The following is a 22,802-nucleotide window of genomic DNA, read 5'->3' on the forward strand; positions in this document are numbered from 1 at the left end:
GCCGGATATAAAGTCGCAATCACTATGAAACTTTTCAGCAAATTTCATGCCATTTAACCGGGGAATTTAGCTTTTGACAAGCGTTTATAGAAATATTTGAGAAAAGTTTACAGTTCCAACCTTAATTATAGAAATAAACGGGAAAAAGCGGCTCGTAAAGGGCTGACCGTATGGCGGAAAGGAACGAACGGAGGAACGGTCACGAAAAAACGGTGCACGAAAGGGGGGCATTTGAGGTGGGGGCGCATCGGGTGATGCTGTTTTACATCTGGAGTTAAAAAAGCGCAACATTATCTGGCACACTGCACAACAAAATGAAAAAAACTTCGTGAAAACCGGGTGATGTTTTTGGCGCGCTGTTTGCTTGTTTCTATGCGGGAAGCAAACGCGGTTGTTTTCGCGAAGTCCAACCGCAAATCTTTGTATAAGGAAGTGTCAACATGGAAAGCGCGTTAACGTCAAAGCAGCTATTGGCGAAGCTGCAGGAGGAACATTACGCGGGGGCTATGCAGGCCAAAAAGGAAGGAAAACTGGTGGCGTGGGCCACGTCTATCTGTCCGCAGGAGCTGCTTGAGACGTTGGATATCGACGTTGTGTATCCCGAAAACCACGCTGCCGCCATTGGCGCGCGGAAGGATGCGCCGCAGTTTATTGCCAACGCGGAGGGAAAGGGCTATTCCGCGGACATCTGCTCCTATGCCCGGGTGAACATCGGCTATACCGATATTCAGTTTTCGGAGGCGGAAAACATTCCCATGCCCGACCTGATTTTCTGCTGCAGCAATATCTGCAACACCGCATTAAAATGGTATGAAAATCTGGCCAAGCTGCTGCACATCCCGCTGGTGATGTTTGATATGCCCTTCAACCACACCTTTGACATTCCGGAGCACAGCATCCGCTATATGCGCGGGCAGATTGAGCACGCCATCGCGCAGCTGGTGGAAATCACCGGGAAGAAATTTGATTACGACAAGTTCGGAGAGGTCATGAAGGTGTCGTCCGACGCGGCACTTTGGTGGCGGCGGGCCACAGATTTGGGCCGCAACCATCCCTCGCCCCTCAACGGCTTTGACATGTTCAACTATATGGCCATGATCGTGTGCGCCCGGGGCAAGGAATCCACCCGAGATTTGTTCAAGCTCTGGCATGACGAGATGGCCGAAAAGGTGCGTCTGGGCATCGGTCCGTGGAAGGAAGGGGAGGAGAAGTACCGCATCATGTGGGATGGAATTGCCTGCTGGCCCCACCTCTCCGTCACCTATAAAACCCTGAAAAAATACGGAATCAACATGGTGACCAGCACGTATCCCGAATCCTGGACCATCGTGTACGAGAAAAACGATCTGGACGGCATGGCCCGGGCTTACAGCGCCAACTATGCCAACCGCAATCTGGACTACGGCACCGGAAATGTCATCAAGCTGGTGCGGGATTTCGATCTGGACGGCATTGTATACCATTCCAACCGAAGCTGCAAGCTGATGGATTTCCGCCAGTACGAGGTGCAGCGGCGGATTGAGGACGCCACCGGCGTGCCCTCCGTGGTGTTTGACGGGGACCAGACCGACCCCCGCGTGTTCTCTCAGGCCCAGTATGAGACGCGGATTCAGGCGTTGGTTGAAATGATGGAAAAAAACAAGATTAAGAAGCAGAGAGGTGACTTGAAATGAGCAGCGTGCAGTCAATCATCGACGCTCTGTGTGAAAAAGCCCTGCACCCGGACCGCACCGTGGCGGAATCCTGCAAGCAGGCCGGGAAGGAAGCGGTGGGCTTCTACCTGTACGCGCCGGAGGAGTTGGCCTATGCCGCTGGGTTTCTCCCTGTGGGCATCTGGGGCGGGAGCACCGAAATCAAGCTGGCGGACCGGTATTTGCAGGGCTTTTGCTGCTCAATTATGCGAGCGGACATTGAATATGGGATGCGGGGCACGTATAATCGGCTCCGGGCCGTAATGCTGCCCACCGTGTGCGACACCCTCAAATGCATCTGTGAAAACTGGAAGGTGGCCGTGCCGCAGGTGCCCATTATTCCTGTGGTCTATCCCCAGAATCGGACGCTGCCCGCCGGCGAGGAATATCTCCGGGAGGAATTTTCCCGGGTACGCCGGGAGCTGGAGGATTTGGCGGGCCAAAGCGTTTCCGACGCAGAGCTGGAAGCGGCCTTCGCGGTGTATGAAGCCTGGCGGGAGGCTATGCGCGCCTTTACAAAGGTTGCATCCACCCATCCCCAAACCGTTCATGCCAAGGCCCGGCATCTGATTATCAAGGCCGGAAGCTTCATGGATAAGGCGGAGCACACCCGGGAAATGATTCAGCTGACCCGGCTTCTGGCGGAGCTGCCGGAGGAAACGTGCGCGGTGCGGGCCGTGGCCACGGGGCTTGTTGGAGAGCCGCTGGGCGTGCTGGACAGCCTGCGGGAAAATGACGTGGCCATTGTGGCTGATGATCTGGCGCAGGAAAGCCGCCAGTTCCGCGTGCCCGCTCGGGCGGAGGGAGACGCTCTTTCCAAAATGGTCTGGCGCATTGCGGACCAGAAGGGCTGTCCATTCCTGTACGAACCGGAGAAGACCCGGGGACAGAAGCTGATTGATTTGGTAAAGGAAAACAAGGCGGACGCGGTGATTACCCTGCAAATGAAATTCTGCGACCCGGACGAGTTTGACTACCCCATTTACAAGGCGGAGCTGGAGGCGGCGGGAATTCCCCTGTTGTATCTGGAGGTGGAGCAGCAGATGGACAGCTTCGGTCAGATCGGCACCCGGATTCAAAGCCTTGCGGAAATGCTGCTTTAAGGAGAGGGGGCTGGGATGTACTTAGGAATCGATATTGGCTCATCCTCTTCCAAGGCGGCGCTGCTGGACGACGGGAAGAAAATCCTCGGCACGAAAATCGTCAATCTCGGCACAGGGACCAAGGGGGTTTACGAGGCCTTGGAAAATCTCTACGCAGAGGCCGGGATTACCAGAGCGGATGTGCGCTACACGGTGGTCACGGGGTATGGACGGCTGCTTTATAAGGACGCGGACCGGCAGATCACCGAGATTACCTGCCACGCCCGGGGAATGCACTTTCTCATGCCTCAGGTGCGCACGGTGGTGGACATCGGCGGGCAGGACTCCAAGGTTATCCGGCTGGACGAAGACGGAACCGTCCGCAACTTTGTGATGAACGAAAAATGCGCCGCCGGAACCGGCCGGTTCTTAGAGGTGATGGCCCGGGTGCTGGGCTGCTCCATCGGGGAGCTGGCGGTGCTGGCCGCACAGGCCACAGAGGATGTTGCCATCAGCAGTGTGTGCACGGTGTTTGCCGAAAGCGAGGTTATCTCCCAGCTCTCGCAGGGAGCCCATCCCAACGACGTGGCCTGCGGTGCGCTGCGGGCCGTTGCGAAGCGGGTGGCGGGACTGTGCGGCCGCGTGGGCATGGAACCCGAGGTGGCCATGAGCGGCGGCGTGGCCCTGAACGCCACCATGGTGCGGATTCTGGGCGAGGAGCTGGGCTGCGATGTTACGCCTGCGCCCGACTGTCAGGCGGTGGGTGCGATTGGCGCGGCGCTGCTGGCCAGAGAGTTTTACCGCAAGGCGAATCCCGTGGAAACAGCGTGATGAATGCCCCGCGGGAACTGCCTGCGGCTGGCCGTCAAATATAAAATGAGAGGAACAAGCAAGCATGGATTGGAGAGACTATTACAAGCAAAGGGTTGTCAGTGCGGAGGAAGCCGTTTCCCACATTAAGTCGGGAGATTTTGTGATTCCTTCTCATGCGGCCTCGGAGCCGGAATACCTGTTCGATGCGCTGCTGAAGCGCAACGGAGAGCTGAAGGACGTGCGCATCTGGCAGGGGCTAAACATCGGCGCCGCCAGGTATGCCCAGCCTGAGTACGCCGAAAGCTTCAAGGATTGCTCGGTGTTTCTGGGTGCGAAAAACCGCGAGTGCATCCAGAGCGGCCGGGGAGAGTTCACCCCCATGGCGTTTTCCCTCCAGCCCCGGGCGGTGCGCTCCGGCGTGGTGCCCTGCGACGTGTATCTGGGTCAGGTGACTCCCCCCGACGACGAGGGCTATTGCAGCTTCGGCCTGTCCGTGGATTTTGCCCGCTCCTGCGTGGAGTCTGCCAAGCTGAAAATTGTGCAGGTTAACCGCAACATGCCCCGCACCTGCGGCGAGACAAAGGTGCATGTGACAGAGCTGGACTACTTTGTGGAAGCGGACACACCCCTCTATGAGCTTCCCCTGATCGACAGCAGCGACCCCGTTGTGGACAAAATCGGCGCCAACATCGCCGGACTGATTGAGGACGGCGCTACTCTCCAGATGGGGCAGGGCAAGATTCCCAACGCGATTCTCAAGTGCCTGTTTGACAAGAAGGACCTCGGCATCCACACGGAGGTTTTCTCCGACAACCTGCTGCCCCTGATTGAGGCCGGCGTGATCAACGGCGCCCGCAAGAGCATTAATAAAGGCAAAATTATCTCCACTTTCATTCAGGGAACCCGGAAGCTGTATGACTTTGCCGATGGCAACGACATGATTCAGCTCCATCCCGTGGACTACACCAACCATGTGGGCGTCATTTCCCAGAACGACAACATGGTGGCCATCAACTCCGCCATTGAGGTGGATCTCACCGGTCAGGTAGCTGCCGACTCCATGGGCATGACCCTGTTCTCCGGCATCGGCGGCCAGTTGGACTTCATTCGCGGCGCGGCCCTGTCCAAAAACGGAAAGCCCATCATTGCCCTGCCTGCCACCGCCAAAAAAGGAACCGTATCCCGCATTGTGGCGCGGATGCAGGCAGGTACCCCCATTGCAACCCCCCGCAACGACATTTTCTATGTGGTCACGGAGTATGGCGTGGCAGAGCTGTTCGGAAAATGCCTGCGGGACCGGGCCAAGGCGCTCATCCAAATTGCAGCGCCCCAGTTCCGGGAGGATCTCGAGCGTGATTTTTACGAGCTTTATCAGAAGTCCGGCATCTGAGCTTACGGCCTTGGGGAAAGTCCCTGAACGATATAACACAAATTTTTAGGAGGAACGACAATGAATAAGGTAAAGAAGTTTATCTCTTTGGCGCTGGCAGCAACCATGGTAATGGCTTTGGCCGCCTGCGGCGGCGGTGGCTCCACGTCTGGCGCAGCTTCCGGCGGCGCCGCTGCCTCCGGCACAGACAAGACCGTCTATAAGATCACGGTGGGCGGAACTGTTCCCGACGAGCACCCCATTTCTCAGGGCATGTTCAAGTTCAAGGAAGTTGCCGAGGAGCTCTCCGGCGGGCAGCTCCAGGTTGAGGTCTATGACAACAACACGCTGGGCGGCAGCCGCGAACTGGTGGAGGCCGTTCAGGCAGGCGACATGCAGATGTGTGAAACCAGCCAGTCCATGTACGCCAGCTTTACCGAGGAGCTGATGAGCGTGGGCCTGCCCTTCCTGTTCAAAAACCGTGAGGCTGCCTATGCTTTTTATGACAGCGAAGTGGGCACCCAGCTTTCCGAGGCCATCAGAACCCAGACGGGCATCCGCATCGTGGGCTATTTTGAAAACGGCATCCGCCAGATTACCAACAGCAAGCGCCCCATCGTCAGCCCCGCCGACATGAAGGGCCTGAAAATCCGCGTGATGGAGTCCCCCCTGTACATCGACATGTTCACCCAGATGGGCGCCAACCCCATGCCCATGTCCTTTGCCGAGCTGTATACCGCTTTGCAGCAGGGCACCGTGGACGGTCAGGATAACCCCTATGCCATCACTGCTACCAATGCCTTCTACGAGGTGCAGAAGTACATGACCGACCTGAGCCACACCTTTGACATCACCTGCTTCAGCATCAACGATGAGTTCTATCAGAGCCTGCCCACGGATTTGCAGGAGGTGATTGACGAGGCTGCAAAGGCCGCGGTGGAAACCAACCGTCAGCAGTCCATCGACAAGGAGCAGGAGTACATCAAGACCATCCAGGACGGCGGCTGCGAGATCACCTTCCTGACCGACGAGCAGCGCAATGCATTCAAGGAAGCTGCCGCCGGCACCTATGACTTCTTCACTAAGAACTACAATCCCACCGTAACGCTGGAAACCGTTATGGCGAAGGCGGACGAGGTCAACGCGGCGAATTAAAGCATATGGATGCGGGCAGGACGGTCCTGCCGCCCTGCCCGCACCGTGGAGAAAGGTACGAATATGAAAATAGTGTCATTTCTTGACAAGCATTTGGAAGAAGTGCTTCTGGCAATTCTTCTTGGCGTGATGACTCTGATGATCTTTATGCAGATCGTGTTCCGTGTATTTGGCTGGCCTCTGTCCTGGACGGAGGAGCTGGGCCGGTATATGTTTATTTGGATGATCTATCTGGGCGCTGCCTCCGCAATCCGCAAGCGCAAGCACATCAGTGTGGAAATTCTGGAAATCTTTTTGAAGGACTCCGGAAAATTTGCGCTGAACATCTTTTCCAACGTGGTTTTTATGATTTTCGCTGCGATTCTCACCTATTACAGCATTCCCGTGATCCAGCGCGTCGTCACGCAGCTTTCCCCGGCTGTCCGGCTGTCCATGGCGATTCCGTACAGCTCCGTTCTGATCGGCAGCGCACTGATGTTTATCCGCCTGATTCAGGACACCATTGCGCGTTTCCACGAGAGAAAGGAGGCTCTTGGGAGCCATGACTAATCTGATTTTATTTGGCTCCTTTGCCATTTTTCTGGCGTTGAAGGTGCCCATCGGCGTTTCCGCCGGTATGTCTCTGGTCATCTATCTGACCACCTGCAGTTCACAGTCCCTGTCCTATCTTGCAACCAATATGTTTACAGCGGTGGACTCCTTCCCCCTGATGGCCATCCCGTTCTTCATCCTGGCGGGCGGACTGATGGAGGGCGGCGGCCTGTCCAAGCGGCTTGCCGACCTTGGCTCGGCGGCCGTGGGGCATATCACCGGCGGCTTCGCCGTGGTTACGGTTATCACCTGCATGTTCTTCGGCGCGATTTCCGGCTCCGGTCCGGCCACAGTGGCCGCCATCGGCGCGGTGATGGTGCCCGCCATGGTAAATCACGGCTATGACAAGCCCTTCTCCGTGGCGCTGATCGCCGCGTCCGGCTGCCTGGGCGTGATTGTGCCCCCCAGCATCCCCATGGTGCTCTACGGTGTTTCCACCGGCGCGTCCGTAGGCACACTGTTTATGGGCGGCTTCGGCCCCGCGCTGGTTTTAGGCGGCGGCCTGTGCATTCTGAGCATCTATATTTCCAGAAAGCGCGGCTACAAGGGCTCCGGCCAGAGCTTTTCTTTCCGTCGCCTGGGTCGGGCCGCAGTGGACGCCATCTGGGCGCTGCTGGTTCCCGTCATCATTCTGGGCGGTATTTACGGCGGCTTTTTCACCCCGACCGAGGCGGCTGTTGTTGCCTGCGTCTACGGTCTGGTTGCCGGCGCGCTGATTTACAAGGAGCTGAACTGGAGCAAAATCTATAACTCTCTGGTTGGCTCTGCCGAAACGGTGGGTACGGTTTTGATCATGGTAGGCACCGGCACCGTGCTGGGGAAGGTCTTGGCGCTGGAGCGCATTCCCGAGGCGATCATGACCGGCATGACCTCCCTGACCGACAACAAGTTTGTAATTCTGCTGCTGATTAACGCGGTGCTGTTGGTGGTTGGCATGATTATGGACACCACGCCCGCCATTCTGATTCTTTCGCCCATTCTGTATCCCGTGGCAAAGGAATTCGGCGTCGGCATTATTCACTTCGGCCTGATCATGGTTACCAACATGGCCATCGGCTTTATCACTCCTCCCGTGGGCGTGAACCTGTTCGTGGCCTCCGGCATGACCAAGATGAAATTTACGGACTTGTGTAAAGCCATCGTACCATTTATCTTTGTGATGATTGCCGCGCTGCTGATTATTACTTATATTCCCGCCATCACCGAGGCTCTGCCCAGAGCGCTGGGAATGATGGGCTGAGGCGCTGGCATGAACGCTGTATTTGACATCGCCGGGAAACGCGCCATTGTTACCGGCGGCAGCCGGGGCATCGGGTTTTCTCTGGCTAAAACGCTTTATGACGCCGGAGCAAAGGTGGCGATTACCGGAAGCGGAGCGTCCATTCACTCCGCAGCCGCCAAAATCGGCGAGCCGGAACGCATCCGGGGCTTTGTGGGCGATTTTCAGGATTCCGCAGCCGTGGACGCCTGTTTTCAGGAGGCAAAGGCGTTTTTGGGCGGGGTGGACATTCTGGTCAACAACGCCGGAACCCAGATCCGTCACCCCTGCGAGGAGTTTCCCGTGGAGGATTTTGAGAAGCTGATTCGCGTAAACCTGATTTCAGCCTTTCAGATGGCCCAGCTTTGCGGCCGGGAGATGCTGGCTCAGGGCGGCGGGAAAATTGTCAACATTGCCTCCATGCTCAGCTTTTTCGGCGGCTTTAACGTGCCGGCCTACGCCGCCTCCAAGGGAGGCGTGGCCCAGTTCACAAAGTCGCTGTCAAACGAGTGGGCGGCAAGGGGCGTTCAGGTAAACGCCATTGCTCCCGGGTATCTTGCCACGGATAATACCGCGGCGATTCGGGCGAACCCGGCGCGCAATCAGGAAATATTAAGCCGGATTCCCGCTGGACGGTGGGGAGAACCGGAGGATCTGACCGGTGCGCTGCTGTTTCTGGTTTCTCCTGCGTCGGATTATCTTTCCGGCGTGGTGCTCCCCGTAGACGGGGGATTCATGGGTAGATAAAGATTTAGGCGGCTGACAAAGCGGACCCACGCCCCCGGCAGCGGGAGGGCGCCGCTGCGTCAGTCGCCGCGCCCATTTGAAAGAGGAGAGCTGCAATGAAGACCTGGCGGGTGGTCATTACGGAGTGCGAATACGAGGATTTTGAAGAGGAACGGCAGGTTCTGGAGCCTTTGGGCTGTGAGGTAGTGAAGCTTGGCAGCCGGGACGAGGCAGTTTTGAAAACTGCCTTGGCAGACGCCGACGCGGTTCTGTTTCAGTGGGCAAAGATCACAAAAGACGTGATAGAAGCCATGCCCCGCTGCCGTGTCCTCGCAAAATACGCCACGGGGACCGATAACGTGGATTTGGCGGCCGCCACGGAAAGGAGCATCTGCGTCACCAACGTGACGGACTTTTGCTCCGAGGAGGTGTCGGATCACGCCTGCGCCATGCTGTTGGCCCTGTCCCGGGGCCTCAAGCTGCATGACGGAAATATCCGACGGGGCGTGTGGAGCTATCAGCACGCAAGGACCCTGCCGGATTTGCGCCGGGGTGTGCTGGGGGTGGTGGGCTTTGGAAATATCTCCCGGCTGCTGATGGCAAAGATGAAGCCCTTCTGCGGGGAAATCTGGGTATGCAGCGGCGCGTCAGAAGAGGGAATCGCAGCGGCAGGCGGCATCAAAAAGACCTTTGAGGAGGTGACGGCGGGGGCAGACTATCTCTCTGTCCACATTCCCGGCACCGCCGAAAACGTTCACCGGTTTGACCGCGCCGCCTTTCACCGGATGAAGCAGGGCATCTGCTTTATCAACGTGGCTCGTGGCGCGGTGGTGTGTGAAGAGGCGCTGATTGAGGCCCTGAGTACCGGAAAAGTTGCCTTTGCCGCGCTGGACGTGTTCGAGACGGAGCCGCTGCCGGGGGACAGTCCGCTGCTGCGTATGGAAAACGTGCTGCTCTCGCCCCACGCCGCGTGGTATTCCCGCGGAGCCCAGAGAACACTCCAGCGCAGGGCGGCGGAGCAGATTCGGGACGTTTTGGAGGGGCGCTGCCCGCCCTGCCTTGTGAACCGGGAGCTTGCCAATATATTCCGGCGGGCGGACCGTCGGTGAAAACAGGAGGAAACGATGGACTTTGTGAAAATTTATCCGCAGGACAATGTGGCTGTGGCTCTGCGGGACGTGGGGGCGGGAGAGCGCGTTTTGGTGGACGGCGAGTCGCTGACCGCGCTGGAGGACATCCCCAACGGGCATAAAATCGCGCTGAGCCCCATTCCCCAAGGCGGAGACGTGATCAAATATGCGAACCGCATCGGCCTTGCCACGGCGGACATTCCGGCGGGGAGCTATGTCCACGACCACAACGTTCAGACCATGGCCAACGTCCGCAGAAGCTACGCCTATGACCGGGACGAAGACGCTCTTCTGCCGGGGGAAACAGGGGAGACGTTTCAGGGCTATCGCCGGACGGGGGGCGGCGCGGGCATCCGGAATTATCTGGCGGTGATTCCCACGGTGTTCTGTGCAAACGGTCCGCTTCAGAAAATAGCCCGGCTGGCGGAGGCGGAGTTCCCTGCAAACGAGCACTTTGACGGCGTACTGCCCCTGACGCACCCATACGGGTGCAGCCAGACCGGCAGCGATCTTGCCACCACCGCCAAGACGCTGGCGGGCGTTATCCGCAGCGCCAATTTCGGCGGCGTGCTGGTGGTCAGCCTTGGCTGCGAGATGAATGACCTGCCCACGCTAAAAAAGTATATGGGTCCGGTGGATGAGCGGCGGGTCAAATTTCTGGTGCTGCAGGAGAGTGACGACGAGTTTGCCGAGGGTCTTGCGCTGTGCCGGGAGCTGATGGAGCAGATCAAAGAGGACCGCAGGGAGCCGATCAACCTGAAGGAACTGCATGTGGCGGTAAACTGCGGCGGCTCCGACGGGTTCTCAGGCATCACCGCAAACAAGCTGGTGGGCACCCTGACGGAAGAGCTGGTCCGCCGGGGCACAACAGTAAACATGACCGAGGTGCCGGAGATGTTTGGTGCGGAGCACCTTTTGATGAACCGGGCCGTTGACCGGCGGGTATTTGAGGACGAGGTGGCCATGATTGACGCCTATGCCGATTACTTTGAGCGCTACGGCGAGCACGTCAGCGATAACCCCACCCAGGGCAACAAGGCGGGGGGCCTTTCCACCATTGAGGAAAAGTCTCTGGGCTGCATCCAAAAGGGCGGGCGCTGCGCCGTGACGGAGGTGCTGCCCTACGGGGGCCGGGCCACCCGAAACGGGCTGGTGCTGGTGTCCGGCCCGGGAAACGATTTGACGGGCGTCACGGGCCAGATTGCCGCCGGGGCGGTGCTCACGGTGTTTACCACCGGGCGGGGAACGCCCTGCGGCTTTGCAGGGCCCACCTTCCGCCTGTCGTCCAACAGCCGCCTTGCGCAGAAAAAGCGGGGCTGGATCGACTTTGACGCAGGGGTGCTGCTGGCGCAGCCCGCGGACGAGGCGCTCCAAGGTTTTACCCGGCAGCTCTATGACGCGGTTTTGGACACCTGCAACGGCGCATACCACACGAGAAACGAAGAAAATGGATATTATCAGATGGGCATTCTGCGGGACGGCGTGACGCTGTAAGCCCGCAAACCTGAGAGGAGACAGCTATGAAAAACACGGCATTGGAAGCAATTATGGAAACGAAGGTCGTCGCGATTGTGCGGGGGATTCCCAGCACGCAGATCTGCGATTTGGCCGGGGCAATTCTGGCAGGGGGCCTGCGTTGCCTGGAGGTCACCTTTGACCACAGCAAAGAGGGCGGCATTGAGGAGACACTGCGCTCCATTCGACTGCTGTCCGAACGCTTTGGAAATGAGATTGAGGTGGGCGCCGGAACGGTGATGACTGCTGAGGAAGTAAATCTTGCCAGGGAGGCGGGCGCGGGTTATATCATCTCGCCCAATGCCGACGAGGCTGTCATCCGGGAAACCCGGCGGCTGGAGCTTGTCTCCATTCCCGGGGCCATGACGGCTACGGAGGCAGCCAGCGCGTGGAGCTGGGGGGCCAATATTGTCAAGTTGTTTCCGGCGGGGATTCTGGGGCCGGACTATATCAAGGCCCTGCGGGGCCCTCTGGGGCATATTCCTTTCACCGCCGTGGGCGGCGTGACCCCGCAGAACACGCCGGACTTCCTCCGGGCCGGGTGCGTGGGCGTTGGCGTGGGAGGGAATCTCGTCTCCGCCAAGCTGGTGTCCGAGGGAAATCTGGACGAAATCACCAACACGGCCAGAGCCTATGCCCAAGCCGTCCGGGGGTGAGCGGATGGAGCGGGATCTGATTGCATACTACGACGTTGGGACCAGCAATGTGCGGATTTTCCTGCTGGACGGGGAAAAGCGGCTGCTGTGCACCCGACGCAGGACCCTTGGGGCGAAGGACGCGGCCATCGCCGGGTCCAACCGCCCGTTGCTGGAAGGAATGAAGGCTCTGTACGACGAGGCTTTGGCCGAAGCAGGCCGGACCGACGGGGAGGTAAAGGACGTCTATGCCTCCGGCATGGCCACGTCACCCTATGGGATTTTTGAAGTTCCCCATTACCCCGCCCCCGTCACAGCGGAGGAATTTGCCCTGCGGGGGGTCACGCCATACAGAGAGGACACCGTCTTCGGGCGGGAGCTTCATCTAATTTCGGGGCTGAAAACGGTGGGGGCCGACGTGTCCTCCACCAACAATACCCGGGGCGAGGAAATTGAGGTTTTGGGCGTGCTGCCGGAGCTTGCGGCCCGTTATCCCGGACGGCAGGCAGCGGTGATTCTCCCCGGGTCACACACCCATGTGCTGCTGGCGGGACAGGGGCGGCTGACGGGCATTTTGTCCACTTTTACCGGCGAACTGTTTTATGCGCTGAAGCAGGATACCATTCTCGCGCCGGTGCTGTCGGTGGAGTCGGACCGGCCGAATCCGGAGGCCGTGGCGCTGGGGCTTGAAAACCTGCGGCGCTATGGCTTCAACCGGGCGCTGTACATCGGTCACGCCATGCGGGTGTTTGAGCGGGAATCTCCTCATTTTCGCCGCTGCTACTGCGAGGCGGTGGTGTCCGGCGGCGTGATTGAGGCGCTGGACGCCTATTGCGAGGAGCGCTGGACGGAGTGCGACACGGCGGTGGTGGTGGCAAACCCCTATATGGCGGAGTTGTTTACCCTGCTGCTGGCGGGCAGCCGACGCATCCGCATCCATTCCACGCTGACGGCAGACGGCGGAAAAAGCTATGCGCTGGAGGGCTTGCGGGGCATTTTAAACATCAGAGAGGGGACGGAACAATGAATAAAAAGGTTTTGGTGACCTCACGGTCCTTCGGGTCGATTGATTCAACTCCAAAGGACATTCTGGAGCAGGCGGGCTACGAGGTCATCCTGATGGGCAAGGATTTTGACATGGAGCGCTTTGCCAAGACGGTGACGGAGTGTGACGCGCTGATTATTGGGGCCCACGATTTTCCCGTGGAGCTGATGAATCGGTGCGAAAAGCTGAAGGTGATCTGCAAGCACGGCGCGGGGCTGGACAATCTTCATCTGGAGGAGGCAAAGGCCCGGGGCATCGCGGTGTGCAACGTTCCGGGGACCAACGCCAATGCGGTGGCGGACCTGACCTTGGGCCTGATGCTTTCCTGTGCCCGGCACATTTCACTGGGGGACCGGCGGGTGCGTCAGGGCCAGTGGAAGGCCCTGACAGGGAAGGATGTGTATGCCAAGACGCTGGGACTTCTGGGGTTTGGCGCGGTGGCGAGAAACGTGGCCCAGCGGGCCGCGGGCTTTTCCATGCGCGTGCTGGCCTATGACCCCTATGTCCATGTGCTGCCGGATGGCTTTGAACACGTGACGCTGTGCGAAAGCGCGGCGGAGGTCATTTCTGGCTGTGAATTTTTGTCAGTTCACCTGCCGCTGACAGAGGAGACGCGGGGCATGATTGGGACGGCGGAGCTTGCTTCTATGCGCCCCGGCGCGTACGTGATCAATACCGCCCGGGGCGGCATCGTGGACGAAAAAGCGCTGTATGAGGCCCTCGCCTCCGGGCATCTGTCCGGCGCGGCTATGGACGTCACCGAGGTGGAGCCGATGGATACAGCCAACCCCCTGCTGACGTTGGACAACGTGGTGGTCACGCCCCATATCGGCATGTATTCCCGGGAGGCCATCGGCGCGGTAAGCATCATTTGTGCGGAAAATGTGGCGGCCTGCCTGGGGGGCGGAGAGCTAAAGTTCCGCGTAGTGTAACTTTTGGCGTTTTTTCCCGTTTTGTGTGCTTCTTTTGTTAATATGCACGGATTTTCTTGAAAACTGACGCTGTTTGTGATATAATTACATAAAACTGCGCTTGCAATCCGGCGCGGGAGGAAAGGAGTTGAGGATATGCTGATGCTGGATCAGTTCTGCGAGATTCCCCATGCGGTTCTGCGTTCCGTGCTGTGTGATACGCCCAACGGCGTGCTGATTTTTGACGAGGCATACCGGATTCTTTTTGCCAACCGCGCCGCGCTGCAAATGCTGGAGCTGGAGAACGGGAAAGAATATGACGTGCGGGAGCTGACGGGCCCGCTGGATTTGGCGGCAGTGGATGCCGACGCAGAAAAAACCTTTACCATGCGGCAGGGAAACCGGCAGCTTCACTATCGCCTGATTTCTGCGGGAGACGCGGGACAATCGGCCGTGTATGCGCTGATTCTGATGGAATCCCAGCAGGCGCTGCGCTCCCAGATGGAGCTGGAGGCGGCATGGAAGCTGACCGGCGAGATGGAGGAAATTCTGGAGGGCTCCTTCGACGGGATTCTGGTCACCGACGGGGAGGGAAACGTTCAGTTTGTCAACAGCTCTTACGAGCGAGTGGCCGCCATCCCCCGGAAGGAGCTGGAGGGGCGCAACATGCGCGCCCTCATCAATCCCGTCTGGATGGAAAATTCCGTGGCGTTTGTGGTGCGGGAGGAGCGTCGCCCCGTCTCCAAGCGGCAGGTCACGCAGGACGGGCGGGACATTATTGTCACTGGCAAGCCAGTGTTTGACGAAAACGGAAAAATTAAGCGGATTGTGATTAACGCCCGGGACATCACGGAAATTTTTCAGCTCCGGGAGGAGCTGCTCAACGCCAAAAACCGGGAGCTTCAGCACTACCAGTCTATTCTCAGCACTACCAACACGGAGCGGGAAAAGGTGGTGGCCATCAGCGAGAAGACGAAGAAGGTCTTTTCGCTGGCGGAGCGGGTGGGCCGGTTTGACACCACCGTGCTGATTCTGGGAGAGTCCGGCGCGGGCAAGGAGGAAGTGGCCCAGCAGATTCACGCCAGCAGCATGCGCAGGGACCATGCGCTGGTGACGATTAACTGCGGGGCCATTCCGGAAAACCTGCTGGAAAGTGAGCTGTTCGGCTATGAAAAGGGCGCGTTTACCGGTGCTTCCAGCTCCGGGAAAATCGGGCTTTTGGAGGCGGCGGACGGCGGCACGGTGTTTTTGGACGAAATTGGGGAAATCCCCCTGTCCTTTCAGGTGAAGCTTTTACGGGTGCTGGAGACGAAACAGGTGACCCGGGTGGGGGGCGTGCGGGCCAAAAGCATCGATGTGCGCTTTATCGCCGCCACCAACCGGGATTTGACCAAAATGGTACGGGACGGCGCCTTTCGGGAGGATTTTTACTATCGGCTCAACGTGGTTTCCATCACTGTCCCACCCCTGCGCCAGCGCAGGGAGGATATTTTGCCCCTGAGCCTGTTTTTTCTCAATAGGTTTAACCACAAGTACAACCAGAACAAAACCATGACGCCGGAGGTCATCAAGCGCATGGAGGAATACGACTGGGAGGGCAACGTGCGGGAGCTGCGCAACGTGGTGGAGCATATGGTGATTATGAGCCCCAACGAGCAGCTTCAAATCAGCGACGTGCCGTGGATTATTCGCCAGTGTCAGGGGCCTGGGGAGGCATCCCTTCTGCCGGAGACGGCGGGGGAGGAAAGCTCCGATTTGGGCCGCGCGGTGGAGGAAGTGGAAAAGCGGCTGCTGCTGCGGGCCAAGGCGGAATGCGCCTCCACCAGAGAGATGGCCCGCTTTTTAAACGTGGACCAGTCCACAGTGGTACGTAAGCTTCAAAAATACGGGCTTTCGGCCCGGTGAACATAAGGGGACAGCCGGCGGCCTTTTGGCCGCCGGCTGTCCCTTTGCTGGAAGATATGAGAAATGAAAGAAATGAGAAAAGCAAATAAAAGGGCAGTGCGGGGTTACTTTTTCTCGTATTGGTAAAAGCCCTCGCCGGACTTTCTGCCCAGCATTCCCGCATCCACAAAGCGCTGCAAAACGGGACTGGGACGGAACCGTTCGCCGTAAGCGTCAAATAGAATTTTGTCCACGCTGAGGTTCAGGTCATGGCCCAACTGGTCCAGTAGCTTGCAGATGCCCACGGGGTGGCCAAGGCCATATACGCAGATTTTGTCAATGTCCTCGGGCGTAGCCACGCCTTCCTCCACCAACCGCAGGGCCTCGGCATAAAACACATGGAACAGGCGGTTTAAGGCGAAGCCGGTGACGTCCTTGACCCGCACGGGCTCTTTTTCAATGTATAGCAGCAGCTCCGTAACGGTGTCCACCGTTTCCGCAGAGGTGAGCAGGCCGGGGATAATCTCCACCAGCTTCATAATGCTGGCGGGGGAGTTGAAATGGGCGCCTACAAAGCGGGGGGCCCGCTCCTTGGAGACGGAGGCCGCCAGCTTGGAGATGGAGATGCTGGAGGTGTTGGAGGCGAGAATCGTCTCCGGCTTGCAGAGCTGATCCAACTTGCGGAAGGTGTCCCGCTTGATCTCCAGATTTTCAAGAACTGCTTCAATTACAAAGTCGCAGTCGGCCATCAGGGAGAGGTCCGCCGTAGGGGCCACGCGAGCCAGCGTGGCGTCCCGCTGCTCCTGAGAAATCTTTCCCTTGGCGACCTGCTTATCCAGAATCACCGTCTGCTTTTGCTTGCCGCCGTCGGCAAATTCCTGCTTAATGTCCGCCAGAACCACGTCCAGCCCGCTGCGGGCAAAGCACAGGGCAATTTCCGCCCCCATCATGCCGGCGCCGACGACGCCTGCTTTTTTAATGTTCATCAAAGTACTCCTCCGTTTTCAATCGGTAATAAAAGCCGCGCTTTACCGGCAGTTTTCAATCAGAATCGCCATGCCCTGTCCGCCGCCAATGCACAGGGAGGCCAGACCGTACCGGCCGTTCCGGCGCTTCAGCTCGTAAATCATGGTGGTGAGAATGCGGGTGCCGCTATTGGCCAGCGCGTGGCCGTGGGCAATGGCGCCGCCGTTGACATTGACCCGGGAATAAAGCTCTGTGCCCATGTCCATGCCCAGCTCCTTCAGGCAGCCCAGAGACTGGGCTGCAAAGGCTTCGTTCAGCTCAAACAGGTCGATGTCCGAAAGCTCCAGACCAGTCTTCTTGAGGAGCTTGCGGATGGCGGGAACGGGGCCGAGGCCCATATAGCGGGGGTCCACGCCCGCGGAGGAGGTGCCCACAATGCGAACCAGCGGCTCCACGCCCAGCTCCTTGGCCTTTTCCTCGGTCATGATGACCACGGCGGATGCGCCGTCGTTCATCCCGGAGGAGTTGCCCGCTGTGACCACGCCGCCGTCCTTAAAGCAGGGACGCAGGCGGCCCAGGGACTCCATGGTGGTGTCCGGTTTCATATGCTCGTCAGTGTCAAACACAAAGCTGCCCTTGCGCTGCTTGACCTCAAAGGGAAAAATCTCTTCCTTGAATCTGCCCGCGTCCTGCGCTTCCTTCATCTTGCGCTGGCTGTCCACGGAAAAGGCGTCCTCCTCCTCCCGGGTGATGTGATAGCGCTCGGCCACGTTTTCGGCAGTAATGCCCATATTGGTGCCGGGATACTTTGCCTGCGGCTGCACAATGGTCACGCCGTGGGAAAAGGTGTCGTACAGCGGCTTGTCGCCAAGGCGCAAAGGCTCGTAGCGGGAGGAGGGCGGCAGGTAATAGGTCATGCGGGACATGACCTCCACGCCGCCTGCAATGACAATGTCCGCCTCCTCGGCGTTGATTTCATAGCAGGCGCTCTGCACGGCCTGCAAAGACGAGGCGCACTGGCGGTCCACGGTAAAGGCGGGTGTTTCTTCGGGAACACCCGCCATCAGCGCGGCGCAGCGGGCCACGTTGGGGGTATAGCCGTACACGTCGCCGAAGATGACCTCATCCACCTGCTCCAGAGAAATGCCGCCACGGGCGGCTGCGGCCTGAATGGCGGCCGCACCCAAATCCTGCGCCTCAACGGTTTTAAGACTTCCCAGATAACCGCCCACGGCGCTGCGGGCGGCTCCTGTGATTACAAGCTGTTTCATATCGGTTCCTCCTGATAGAAGTATTGTTATTCTCCTGTAAATACGGGCTTTCTCTTTTCAAAAAACGCGGCCATGCCCTCTTTTTGGTCATGGTGGTTGAAAAGCTCGGCCCACAGCGCGCCCTCATAATCCGAGGCCGCGTCATATTCCGGGTGGCCCACGGCGTGCTCAATGGATTTCTTAGCGGCGGCCAGCGCCAGCGGACTGCGGGTGCAAAGCTTCTGGGCCCACGCTTTGGCGATTTCCAAAAGTGCCTCTTTGTCCACGGCGACGTGGGCAAGGCCAATGCGCTCGGCCTCCTCACCGGAGACGACACGGCTGAGATAAATCAGCTCCTTCGCCTTGGCCTCGCCTACCAGACGGGGCAGCAGCACCGTCCCTCCCGCGCCGGGGATAATGCCCAGATTCAGCTCTGTCAGGCCCATTTTGGCGGTTTTGGACACGATGCGAAAATCGCACCGCAGGGCCAGCTCCAGTCCCCCGCCAAAGGCATAGCCGTCCACAACGGCGATGGTGGGAATGGGGAGCGATTGAATTTTATTATAGGTGGGCGTAAACAAAAAGGCCTTTGCCTGCGCCTCGTCGCAGGGGGCCATGTCTCGGATATCCGCACCTGCGGCAAAATTTTCTTCGCTGTAAAACAGCAGCACCCGCACCGAGGCGTCGGCCCGCACCTGTTCAATCATACGGTCCATCTCGTCCACAATGCTGCGGGACAGGGCGTTGAGCGCCTCGGGACGCCGCACCTGAATGACGGCGATGTCTCCGTCCCGCTCCAACACAATCTGCTTGCTCATTGATGTGCTCCTTTCCTTGGCGTAGATTCAATCTTCTGCTTTTTATCATACAAATCGGGCCTTTGAGAAAACTTTTACAAATCTTTGCAAAATCTTTGAAAATCTTTATTTTAATTAAACTTTCTTTATGGTACACTGAAATTGAAAAGAAAAAGGAGGGGTCAGGCGAATGGAAGAGCTGCGGCTTGGCGGCGGACAGGAAAGCCGAGGGCTGGAAAAGGCGTTTTTGGAGCGGTGTCTGGCGGGTGCGCCGGAGCTGACGCTGACGGTGCTGGGCGTGCCCATGCTGATGGCGGTGAGCCGCGGGGCAGCGGAGCTTTTGGGACGGCGGGGCGCGTGCTGCACCTTTCGCGTGCGGGGAGAGGCGCGGGACGCGGAGCGGTTTGCTGCTGCTCTGCGGGAATTTTTTCAGGCCGGAGAAGAGGCGGACCCCCTTGGGCTGGTATGCACTCCCCGGGAGCAGGACTGCTTTATCCTGCTGGATGACGCCCATCTTTTGGACTGCACGGACGGGCTGGGCGCGCTGTTGCAGCGGCTGCTGCTGCGCTGTGGGGAGAGGGTGCATTTTCTGCTGCTTTCCGCCCGGCCCATTCCCTTTGTCCGGGAGGCGGACGCGCTACCTGTAAAACTGGCGGAGGTGGAGCCGTCGGCGCTGATGCTCACGTGGACCATGGCCGACGGGCTTTTGCGGCAGGTCTATCCGGCCTTGCTGGAAAGCGACCGCCAGCGAATTTTTGAGTTGGGGGGCGGCTGGCTCTCCGCCATGGATGCGGCGGCCCGGGCCATGCTGGACGAGGGCGGAGACGGCGGCAGCCGCGTGAGGGAGCAGATTCTCTCGGCGGTGAGCGATCTGCTGGACGGCTGGACTGCCGCCGTCTGGACGGCAGAGGAAATAGAGTGCATGGAGCGGGTGTGCGTGGAGCGAAACCTGCCAGAGACGCTGGCCCTGCGCCTGACGGACGGCGCCGCAGGGCCGCTGCGAACGCTGGCGCGTCGGCGCTTTCTGGTGCGCGCGCGGGCGGCGCTGGAGCCGGTGTATTTTTTAAACCGCGTGCTGCAATCCTGGCTGTATCAACGGGTGTGGCTCTCCCGGGGAAAGGGCTTTTTGATGGAGCAGCACCGGATTGCGGTGCTCTACGGGCAGGAGCGGGAGGACTGGCAGGCGGTGTTTTACCACCAACTTCGGCGGGGCTATGCGGAGGAAGCGGCCCTGACGCTGCGATATCTGAGCTTTTCGGAAATTGACGTGTCACTTCTGGAGGACTATCGTCAGCTTTTGCGCAGGCTGCCCCCCGCCGCCATCGACAAGCTGCCGTGGGTGCAGATGGGCTATGCCATTGCTGTCAAATACCGGTATCCCAACATTGCCTTTCGCTATCTGGACCGGGCGGCGGAGCTGTTCCGCGACATGGGCGACCGGGAGGGTCTGGTGCTGGCGGCCTGCCAGCGAATCAGCATGGGCTTTTTTGCCCCGGAGCACGAGTCCGCCGCCATGGAGCCTTTGCGGATTTTAGCGGAGGAGGATTTTCAGGACGGGGAACTGGACCGGGTGATCGACGGCTACCGCAAGGTGTTCACCGCCTATGCCCTGATTCAGCAGGGTGTGGATTATCAGCGGGCCATTGCCCTTTTGGACCAGGCCAAGGAGACGGCCCTTATCCGGGAAAATGACAATTTGCGCTTGTGGGCCTGTTTTGTGACGATTCTGACCTACAAGGACTGCCGGTATGAAAACGGGCTGAAAACCATTCTGGACGAAGCGCTGGAGCTGGTGGAGTCCGCCGAGGTGCAAAAGCCCCTCAAAATGTGCCTGTATCAGACCGTGGCGTTTTTGTGCTATATCGAGAGCGGGCGCTATGCGCAGGCGCGTGACTGCTGCGAACGGGCCGCCAGAATCGCCGATGAAATCGGCGCCTACGGATACAGCGTCTATATCAACATGGTGCACGCCTATGCGCTGGACTGCCTTGGGCGGTTTCAAAAGGCGGAGCAGGTGATTCTGGAGACAGCACGGGTTTCCTCCAACATTCTCAACGTGCGCAACGAGCACCTTTGGGCCTATTACCTCATCGGCCAGAGCTATCACTATTTTCTTAAGGGCGACCCGGATCTGGCACAGGAGACGGCGGACAAGGCTGTGGACTACGCCCGCCGCGCGGGGCGAAATTCCTATCTGGTCCGGGCGCTTCTGGTGTCCGGCAACATTGCCGCTGAGCGGGGCCGCATGGAACAGGCGGACGCTTTGGCGGACGAGAGCATGGGGCTTTGCGGAAAGAGGAAGTATCGCTTTTATCAGCTATCCACCCTCTTTTTAAAAGCCCAGATTTACCGGTCCGGAGGAGAGACAACCCGCTTTGAACGCTGTATGGAGCAGCTTGCCGAGGGCGGCAGGGAGGCCGGTATCTATCACTATAACTTCGCAAAGCCTGAGACGATCTGCCGGGTGGCCGGGAGCTTCCGTCCCTCCGAAAGGGATCGAAGCTACTTTTTGCAGTTGGAAGCCTGCAACACCGCCGCCGAGGCAACCGCAGCAGCAGCGCCCATTTTGGAGAGCCGCCTGCACACGCCGCTGGAAATTCAGATTTTAGGAAGCCTGTCCGTTCGCCGCCGGGGCGAGACGGCAGAGGCCTGTCCCTCCGCCCGGGCGGCGCAGCTTTTGCGGATTTTGGCGCTGTATCCCGAACCGGTGAGCATTCACAAGCTGCTGGGTGAAATCTGGCCGGACTGGGAGGAAAAGGCGGCCATGAACAGCTTCTACTTCACCCTCTATCAGCTTCGGGCCTATCTGGGGGAGAAAAACGCCGTGGTCTATAAGCGGGGCCTGTGCGGACTGGACCGGGAGCTGGTGACGGTGGACGCGGCGCTGTTTCAGGAGTTTTGCCGACAGGCGCGGCAGTATCTGGCAGCGGGCAATCTGTACGCTGCGGGACGTTACTTTGCGCAGGCGGCCGGCCTGGTCCGGGGCGAGGTGCTGGACGGGGATGATTTGCCGGAAAACGCCCTGATACAAAGGGAATCGCTGGAGCGATTTGTGTTCACGGCACTGCGGGACTACGGAACGGTGTGCATGCGCCAGCACCGCCCCGACGAGGCGGAGCAGGTGCTTTCCGAGGCGGTGAAAAGTGACTTTGCCGACGAGGAGGCCTATCGCCTGCTAATTCGGGCGCAATATCTCTCCGGAAACAAGAGTGGCGCCCTGATTACCTATGAGCGGCTGTGCCGCCAACTGCGGACGGAGCTTCAGGTGGAGCCCCACCGTCTGACCCGCGAGCTGGTGGACCGCATCCGCCACAATCAGGAGGTGGCCGACGCAGAGGAGCCGCAATAAAAAAATCCGGGAAAACCGGCGCCCCACAGGGCGCGGTTTTCCCGGGAACAAGCTACCGTAGCTTGGATTTTGTCAGCGAAACGGAAGGGCAAGCGGTGGAGAGAATGTCCACCATGGCGTTGGTTCCGGCAATGATATAATGTACGTCGTGTTCTTTCCCCAGCGTCTCCTGATAGGGGTCGCCGGTCAGTTTGAAAAACGTGTTTCCCCGCATCAGCACCTCGTACTCGGCACCCAGAGCTTCCAGCCGCGGGGCGCACCGGGAAAGCTCCGCCACGGAATAAGCGCCCACGCCGGAGGCAAAGCGGATGGAGAATTCAAACACCTCGTTGGAAACAACGATGTGCAGGGAATCGCCCTCCCCGGTGATGGAGTCCAGCGAGAATCTGCCGAACATCTCTTTTTGTGGCAGCCAACAATCCAGTTTCGTCATGATTTTTTCCTCCCAGATTTTAATTGATCATCATACGGGGCCGCGCAGACAAGCCGCATTGTAAATATTATATAAGATTCGTTTGAATAGACGCGTTGGTTAAGATTAATTATACCAAAGCGTCTTTGGCTTTTCTTTGAAATTTCTTTGCAGAACATTCAACTTTTTATTTTTACGTAGAATCTTCCGCTTTTCCGCAGGC

19 protein-coding genes are annotated in these 22,802 nt (G+C 58.8%); 15 read left to right on the forward strand and 4 right to left on the reverse strand.

Annotated features, from left to right (window positions below):
- The first annotated feature begins 440 nt into the window (after window positions 1–440).
- The 14 genes from ABVS15_RS08920 to ABVS15_RS08985 all read left to right on the forward strand — a co-directional run bounded on the left by ABVS15_RS08920 (window position 441) and on the right by ABVS15_RS08985 (window position 15,826).
- Window positions 441–1,673, forward strand: a complete 1,233-nt coding sequence (locus ABVS15_RS08920; protein ID WP_312280876.1) for a 2-hydroxyacyl-CoA dehydratase family protein — start codon at window positions 441–443, stop codon at window positions 1,671–1,673.
- A complete protein-coding gene (locus tag ABVS15_RS08925) occupies window positions 1,670–2,794 on the forward strand; it encodes a 2-hydroxyacyl-CoA dehydratase subunit D (protein ID WP_369283383.1) in 1,125 nt (374 codons plus the stop codon). Before ABVS15_RS08920 ends, ABVS15_RS08925 begins: the two co-directional genes overlap by 4 nt.
- 15 nt (window positions 2,795–2,809) lie before the next feature.
- Window positions 2,810–3,604, forward strand: coding sequence for an acyl-CoA dehydratase activase (locus tag ABVS15_RS08930; RefSeq protein ID WP_369283384.1), 795 nt, complete (start codon window positions 2,810–2,812; stop codon window positions 3,602–3,604).
- A 64-nt stretch (window positions 3,605–3,668) separates the two neighbouring features.
- Complete coding sequence (locus ABVS15_RS08935; protein WP_369283385.1) at window positions 3,669–4,976, forward strand: acetyl-CoA hydrolase/transferase family protein; 1,308 nt, start codon at window positions 3,669–3,671, stop codon at window positions 4,974–4,976.
- Window positions 4,977–5,036: 60 nt separating this feature from the next.
- Window positions 5,037–6,110: a TRAP transporter substrate-binding protein gene (locus ABVS15_RS08940; RefSeq protein WP_369283386.1), complete on the forward strand. Its 1,074-nt coding sequence runs from the start codon at window positions 5,037–5,039 to the stop codon at window positions 6,108–6,110.
- A gap of 63 nt (window positions 6,111–6,173) precedes the next feature.
- Window positions 6,174–6,659, forward strand: a complete 486-nt coding sequence (locus ABVS15_RS08945; RefSeq protein ID WP_369283387.1) for a TRAP transporter small permease — start codon at window positions 6,174–6,176, stop codon at window positions 6,657–6,659.
- Window positions 6,652–7,941, forward strand: coding sequence for a TRAP transporter large permease (locus ABVS15_RS08950; RefSeq protein ID WP_369283388.1), 1,290 nt, complete (start codon window positions 6,652–6,654; stop codon window positions 7,939–7,941). The genes ABVS15_RS08945 and ABVS15_RS08950 overlap by 8 nt, the downstream gene beginning before the upstream one ends.
- Before the next feature lie 9 nt (window positions 7,942–7,950).
- The gene (locus ABVS15_RS08955; protein ID WP_369283389.1) at window positions 7,951–8,706 is read left to right on the forward strand and encodes an SDR family NAD(P)-dependent oxidoreductase; all 756 of its coding nucleotides are present in this window, start codon (window positions 7,951–7,953) and stop codon (window positions 8,704–8,706) included.
- A gap of 95 nt (window positions 8,707–8,801) precedes the next feature.
- Complete coding sequence (locus tag ABVS15_RS08960) at window positions 8,802–9,794, forward strand: C-terminal binding protein (RefSeq protein WP_369283390.1); 993 nt, start codon at window positions 8,802–8,804, stop codon at window positions 9,792–9,794.
- A gap of 15 nt (window positions 9,795–9,809) precedes the next feature.
- A complete protein-coding gene (locus tag ABVS15_RS08965; protein WP_369283391.1) occupies window positions 9,810–11,309 on the forward strand; it encodes a UxaA family hydrolase in 1,500 nt (499 codons plus the stop codon).
- Window positions 11,310–11,335: 26 nt separating this feature from the next.
- Complete coding sequence (locus tag ABVS15_RS08970) at window positions 11,336–11,986, forward strand: bifunctional 4-hydroxy-2-oxoglutarate aldolase/2-dehydro-3-deoxy-phosphogluconate aldolase (protein WP_369283392.1); 651 nt, start codon at window positions 11,336–11,338, stop codon at window positions 11,984–11,986.
- A 4-nt stretch (window positions 11,987–11,990) separates the two neighbouring features.
- Window positions 11,991–12,992 (forward strand): 2-dehydro-3-deoxygalactonokinase, encoded by a 1,002-nt coding sequence (locus ABVS15_RS08975; protein ID WP_369283393.1) that lies wholly within the window; start codon window positions 11,991–11,993, stop codon window positions 12,990–12,992.
- The gene (locus tag ABVS15_RS08980; RefSeq protein WP_369283394.1) at window positions 12,989–13,942 is read left to right on the forward strand and encodes a phosphoglycerate dehydrogenase; all 954 of its coding nucleotides are present in this window, start codon (window positions 12,989–12,991) and stop codon (window positions 13,940–13,942) included. The genes ABVS15_RS08975 and ABVS15_RS08980 overlap by 4 nt, the downstream gene beginning before the upstream one ends.
- A 135-nt stretch (window positions 13,943–14,077) precedes the next feature.
- Window positions 14,078–15,826 (forward strand): sigma 54-interacting transcriptional regulator, encoded by a 1,749-nt coding sequence (locus ABVS15_RS08985; protein ID WP_369283395.1) that lies wholly within the window; start codon window positions 14,078–14,080, stop codon window positions 15,824–15,826.
- Between the two features lie 104 nt (window positions 15,827–15,930).
- On the opposite strand, the gene ABVS15_RS08990 is transcribed toward ABVS15_RS08985, so the two are convergent.
- The 3 genes from ABVS15_RS08990 to ABVS15_RS09000 are packed head-to-tail and all read right to left on the reverse strand — an operon-like array spanning window position 15,931 to window position 18,839.
- Window positions 15,931–16,791 (reverse strand): 3-hydroxyacyl-CoA dehydrogenase family protein, encoded by an 861-nt coding sequence (locus tag ABVS15_RS08990; protein WP_369283396.1) that lies wholly within the window; start codon window positions 16,789–16,791, stop codon window positions 15,931–15,933.
- Between the two features lie 42 nt (window positions 16,792–16,833).
- Window positions 16,834–18,042, reverse strand: coding sequence for an acetyl-CoA C-acyltransferase (locus ABVS15_RS08995; RefSeq protein ID WP_369283397.1), 1,209 nt, complete (start codon window positions 18,040–18,042; stop codon window positions 16,834–16,836).
- Between the two features lie 26 nt (window positions 18,043–18,068).
- A complete protein-coding gene (locus tag ABVS15_RS09000; RefSeq protein ID WP_369283398.1) occupies window positions 18,069–18,839 on the reverse strand; it encodes an enoyl-CoA hydratase/isomerase family protein in 771 nt (256 codons plus the stop codon).
- Window positions 18,840–19,008: 169 nt separating this feature from the next.
- Here ABVS15_RS09000 and ABVS15_RS09005 point away from each other — a divergent pair, with 169 nt between their 5' ends.
- A complete protein-coding gene (locus ABVS15_RS09005; protein ID WP_369283399.1) occupies window positions 19,009–22,167 on the forward strand; it encodes a BTAD domain-containing putative transcriptional regulator in 3,159 nt (1,052 codons plus the stop codon).
- A gap of 52 nt (window positions 22,168–22,219) precedes the next feature.
- Here the strand turns inward: ABVS15_RS09005 and ABVS15_RS09010 are convergent, their stop codons facing one another.
- A complete protein-coding gene (locus tag ABVS15_RS09010; protein ID WP_369283400.1) occupies window positions 22,220–22,600 on the reverse strand; it encodes a hypothetical protein in 381 nt (126 codons plus the stop codon).
- Between the last annotated feature and the right edge of the window lie 202 nt (window positions 22,601–22,802).

Origin of the sequence: Oscillibacter sp. GMB15532 (genome assembly GCF_041020825.1) — a bacterium.
Lineage (GTDB): Bacteria > Bacillota > Clostridia > Oscillospirales > Oscillospiraceae > Oscillibacter.

What these genes read in the sequence shown, in the direction of transcription:
- ABVS15_RS08920 (WP_312280876.1), top strand. Translation starts at nt 441, where the DNA reads ATGGAAAGCGCGTTAACGTCAAAGCAGCTATTGGCGAAGCTGCAGGAG.
- ABVS15_RS08925 (WP_369283383.1), top strand. Translation starts at nt 1,670, where the DNA reads ATGAGCAGCGTGCAGTCAATCATCGACGCTCTGTGTGAAAAAGCCCTG.
- ABVS15_RS08930 (WP_369283384.1), top strand. Translation starts at nt 2,810, where the DNA reads ATGTACTTAGGAATCGATATTGGCTCATCCTCTTCCAAGGCGGCGCTG.
- ABVS15_RS08935 (WP_369283385.1), top strand. Translation starts at nt 3,669, where the DNA reads ATGGATTGGAGAGACTATTACAAGCAAAGGGTTGTCAGTGCGGAGGAA.
- ABVS15_RS08940 (WP_369283386.1), top strand. Translation starts at nt 5,037, where the DNA reads ATGAATAAGGTAAAGAAGTTTATCTCTTTGGCGCTGGCAGCAACCATG.
- ABVS15_RS08945 (WP_369283387.1), top strand. Translation starts at nt 6,174, where the DNA reads ATGAAAATAGTGTCATTTCTTGACAAGCATTTGGAAGAAGTGCTTCTG.
- ABVS15_RS08950 (WP_369283388.1), top strand. Translation starts at nt 6,652, where the DNA reads ATGACTAATCTGATTTTATTTGGCTCCTTTGCCATTTTTCTGGCGTTG.
- ABVS15_RS08955 (WP_369283389.1), top strand. Translation starts at nt 7,951, where the DNA reads ATGAACGCTGTATTTGACATCGCCGGGAAACGCGCCATTGTTACCGGC.
- ABVS15_RS08960 (WP_369283390.1), top strand. Translation starts at nt 8,802, where the DNA reads ATGAAGACCTGGCGGGTGGTCATTACGGAGTGCGAATACGAGGATTTT.
- ABVS15_RS08965 (WP_369283391.1), top strand. Translation starts at nt 9,810, where the DNA reads ATGGACTTTGTGAAAATTTATCCGCAGGACAATGTGGCTGTGGCTCTG.
- ABVS15_RS08970 (WP_369283392.1), top strand. Translation starts at nt 11,336, where the DNA reads ATGAAAAACACGGCATTGGAAGCAATTATGGAAACGAAGGTCGTCGCG.
- ABVS15_RS08975 (WP_369283393.1), top strand. Translation starts at nt 11,991, where the DNA reads ATGGAGCGGGATCTGATTGCATACTACGACGTTGGGACCAGCAATGTG.
- ABVS15_RS08980 (WP_369283394.1), top strand. Translation starts at nt 12,989, where the DNA reads ATGAATAAAAAGGTTTTGGTGACCTCACGGTCCTTCGGGTCGATTGAT.
- ABVS15_RS08985 (WP_369283395.1), top strand. Translation starts at nt 14,078, where the DNA reads ATGCTGATGCTGGATCAGTTCTGCGAGATTCCCCATGCGGTTCTGCGT.
- ABVS15_RS08990 (WP_369283396.1), bottom strand. Translation starts at nt 16,791, where the DNA reads ATGAACATTAAAAAAGCAGGCGTCGTCGGCGCCGGCATGATGGGGGCG.
- ABVS15_RS08995 (WP_369283397.1), bottom strand. Translation starts at nt 18,042, where the DNA reads ATGAAACAGCTTGTAATCACAGGAGCCGCCCGCAGCGCCGTGGGCGGT.
- ABVS15_RS09000 (WP_369283398.1), bottom strand. Translation starts at nt 18,839, where the DNA reads ATGAGCAAGCAGATTGTGTTGGAGCGGGACGGAGACATCGCCGTCATT.
- ABVS15_RS09005 (WP_369283399.1), top strand. Translation starts at nt 19,009, where the DNA reads ATGGAAGAGCTGCGGCTTGGCGGCGGACAGGAAAGCCGAGGGCTGGAA.
- ABVS15_RS09010 (WP_369283400.1), bottom strand. Translation starts at nt 22,600, where the DNA reads ATGACGAAACTGGATTGTTGGCTGCCACAAAAAGAGATGTTCGGCAGA.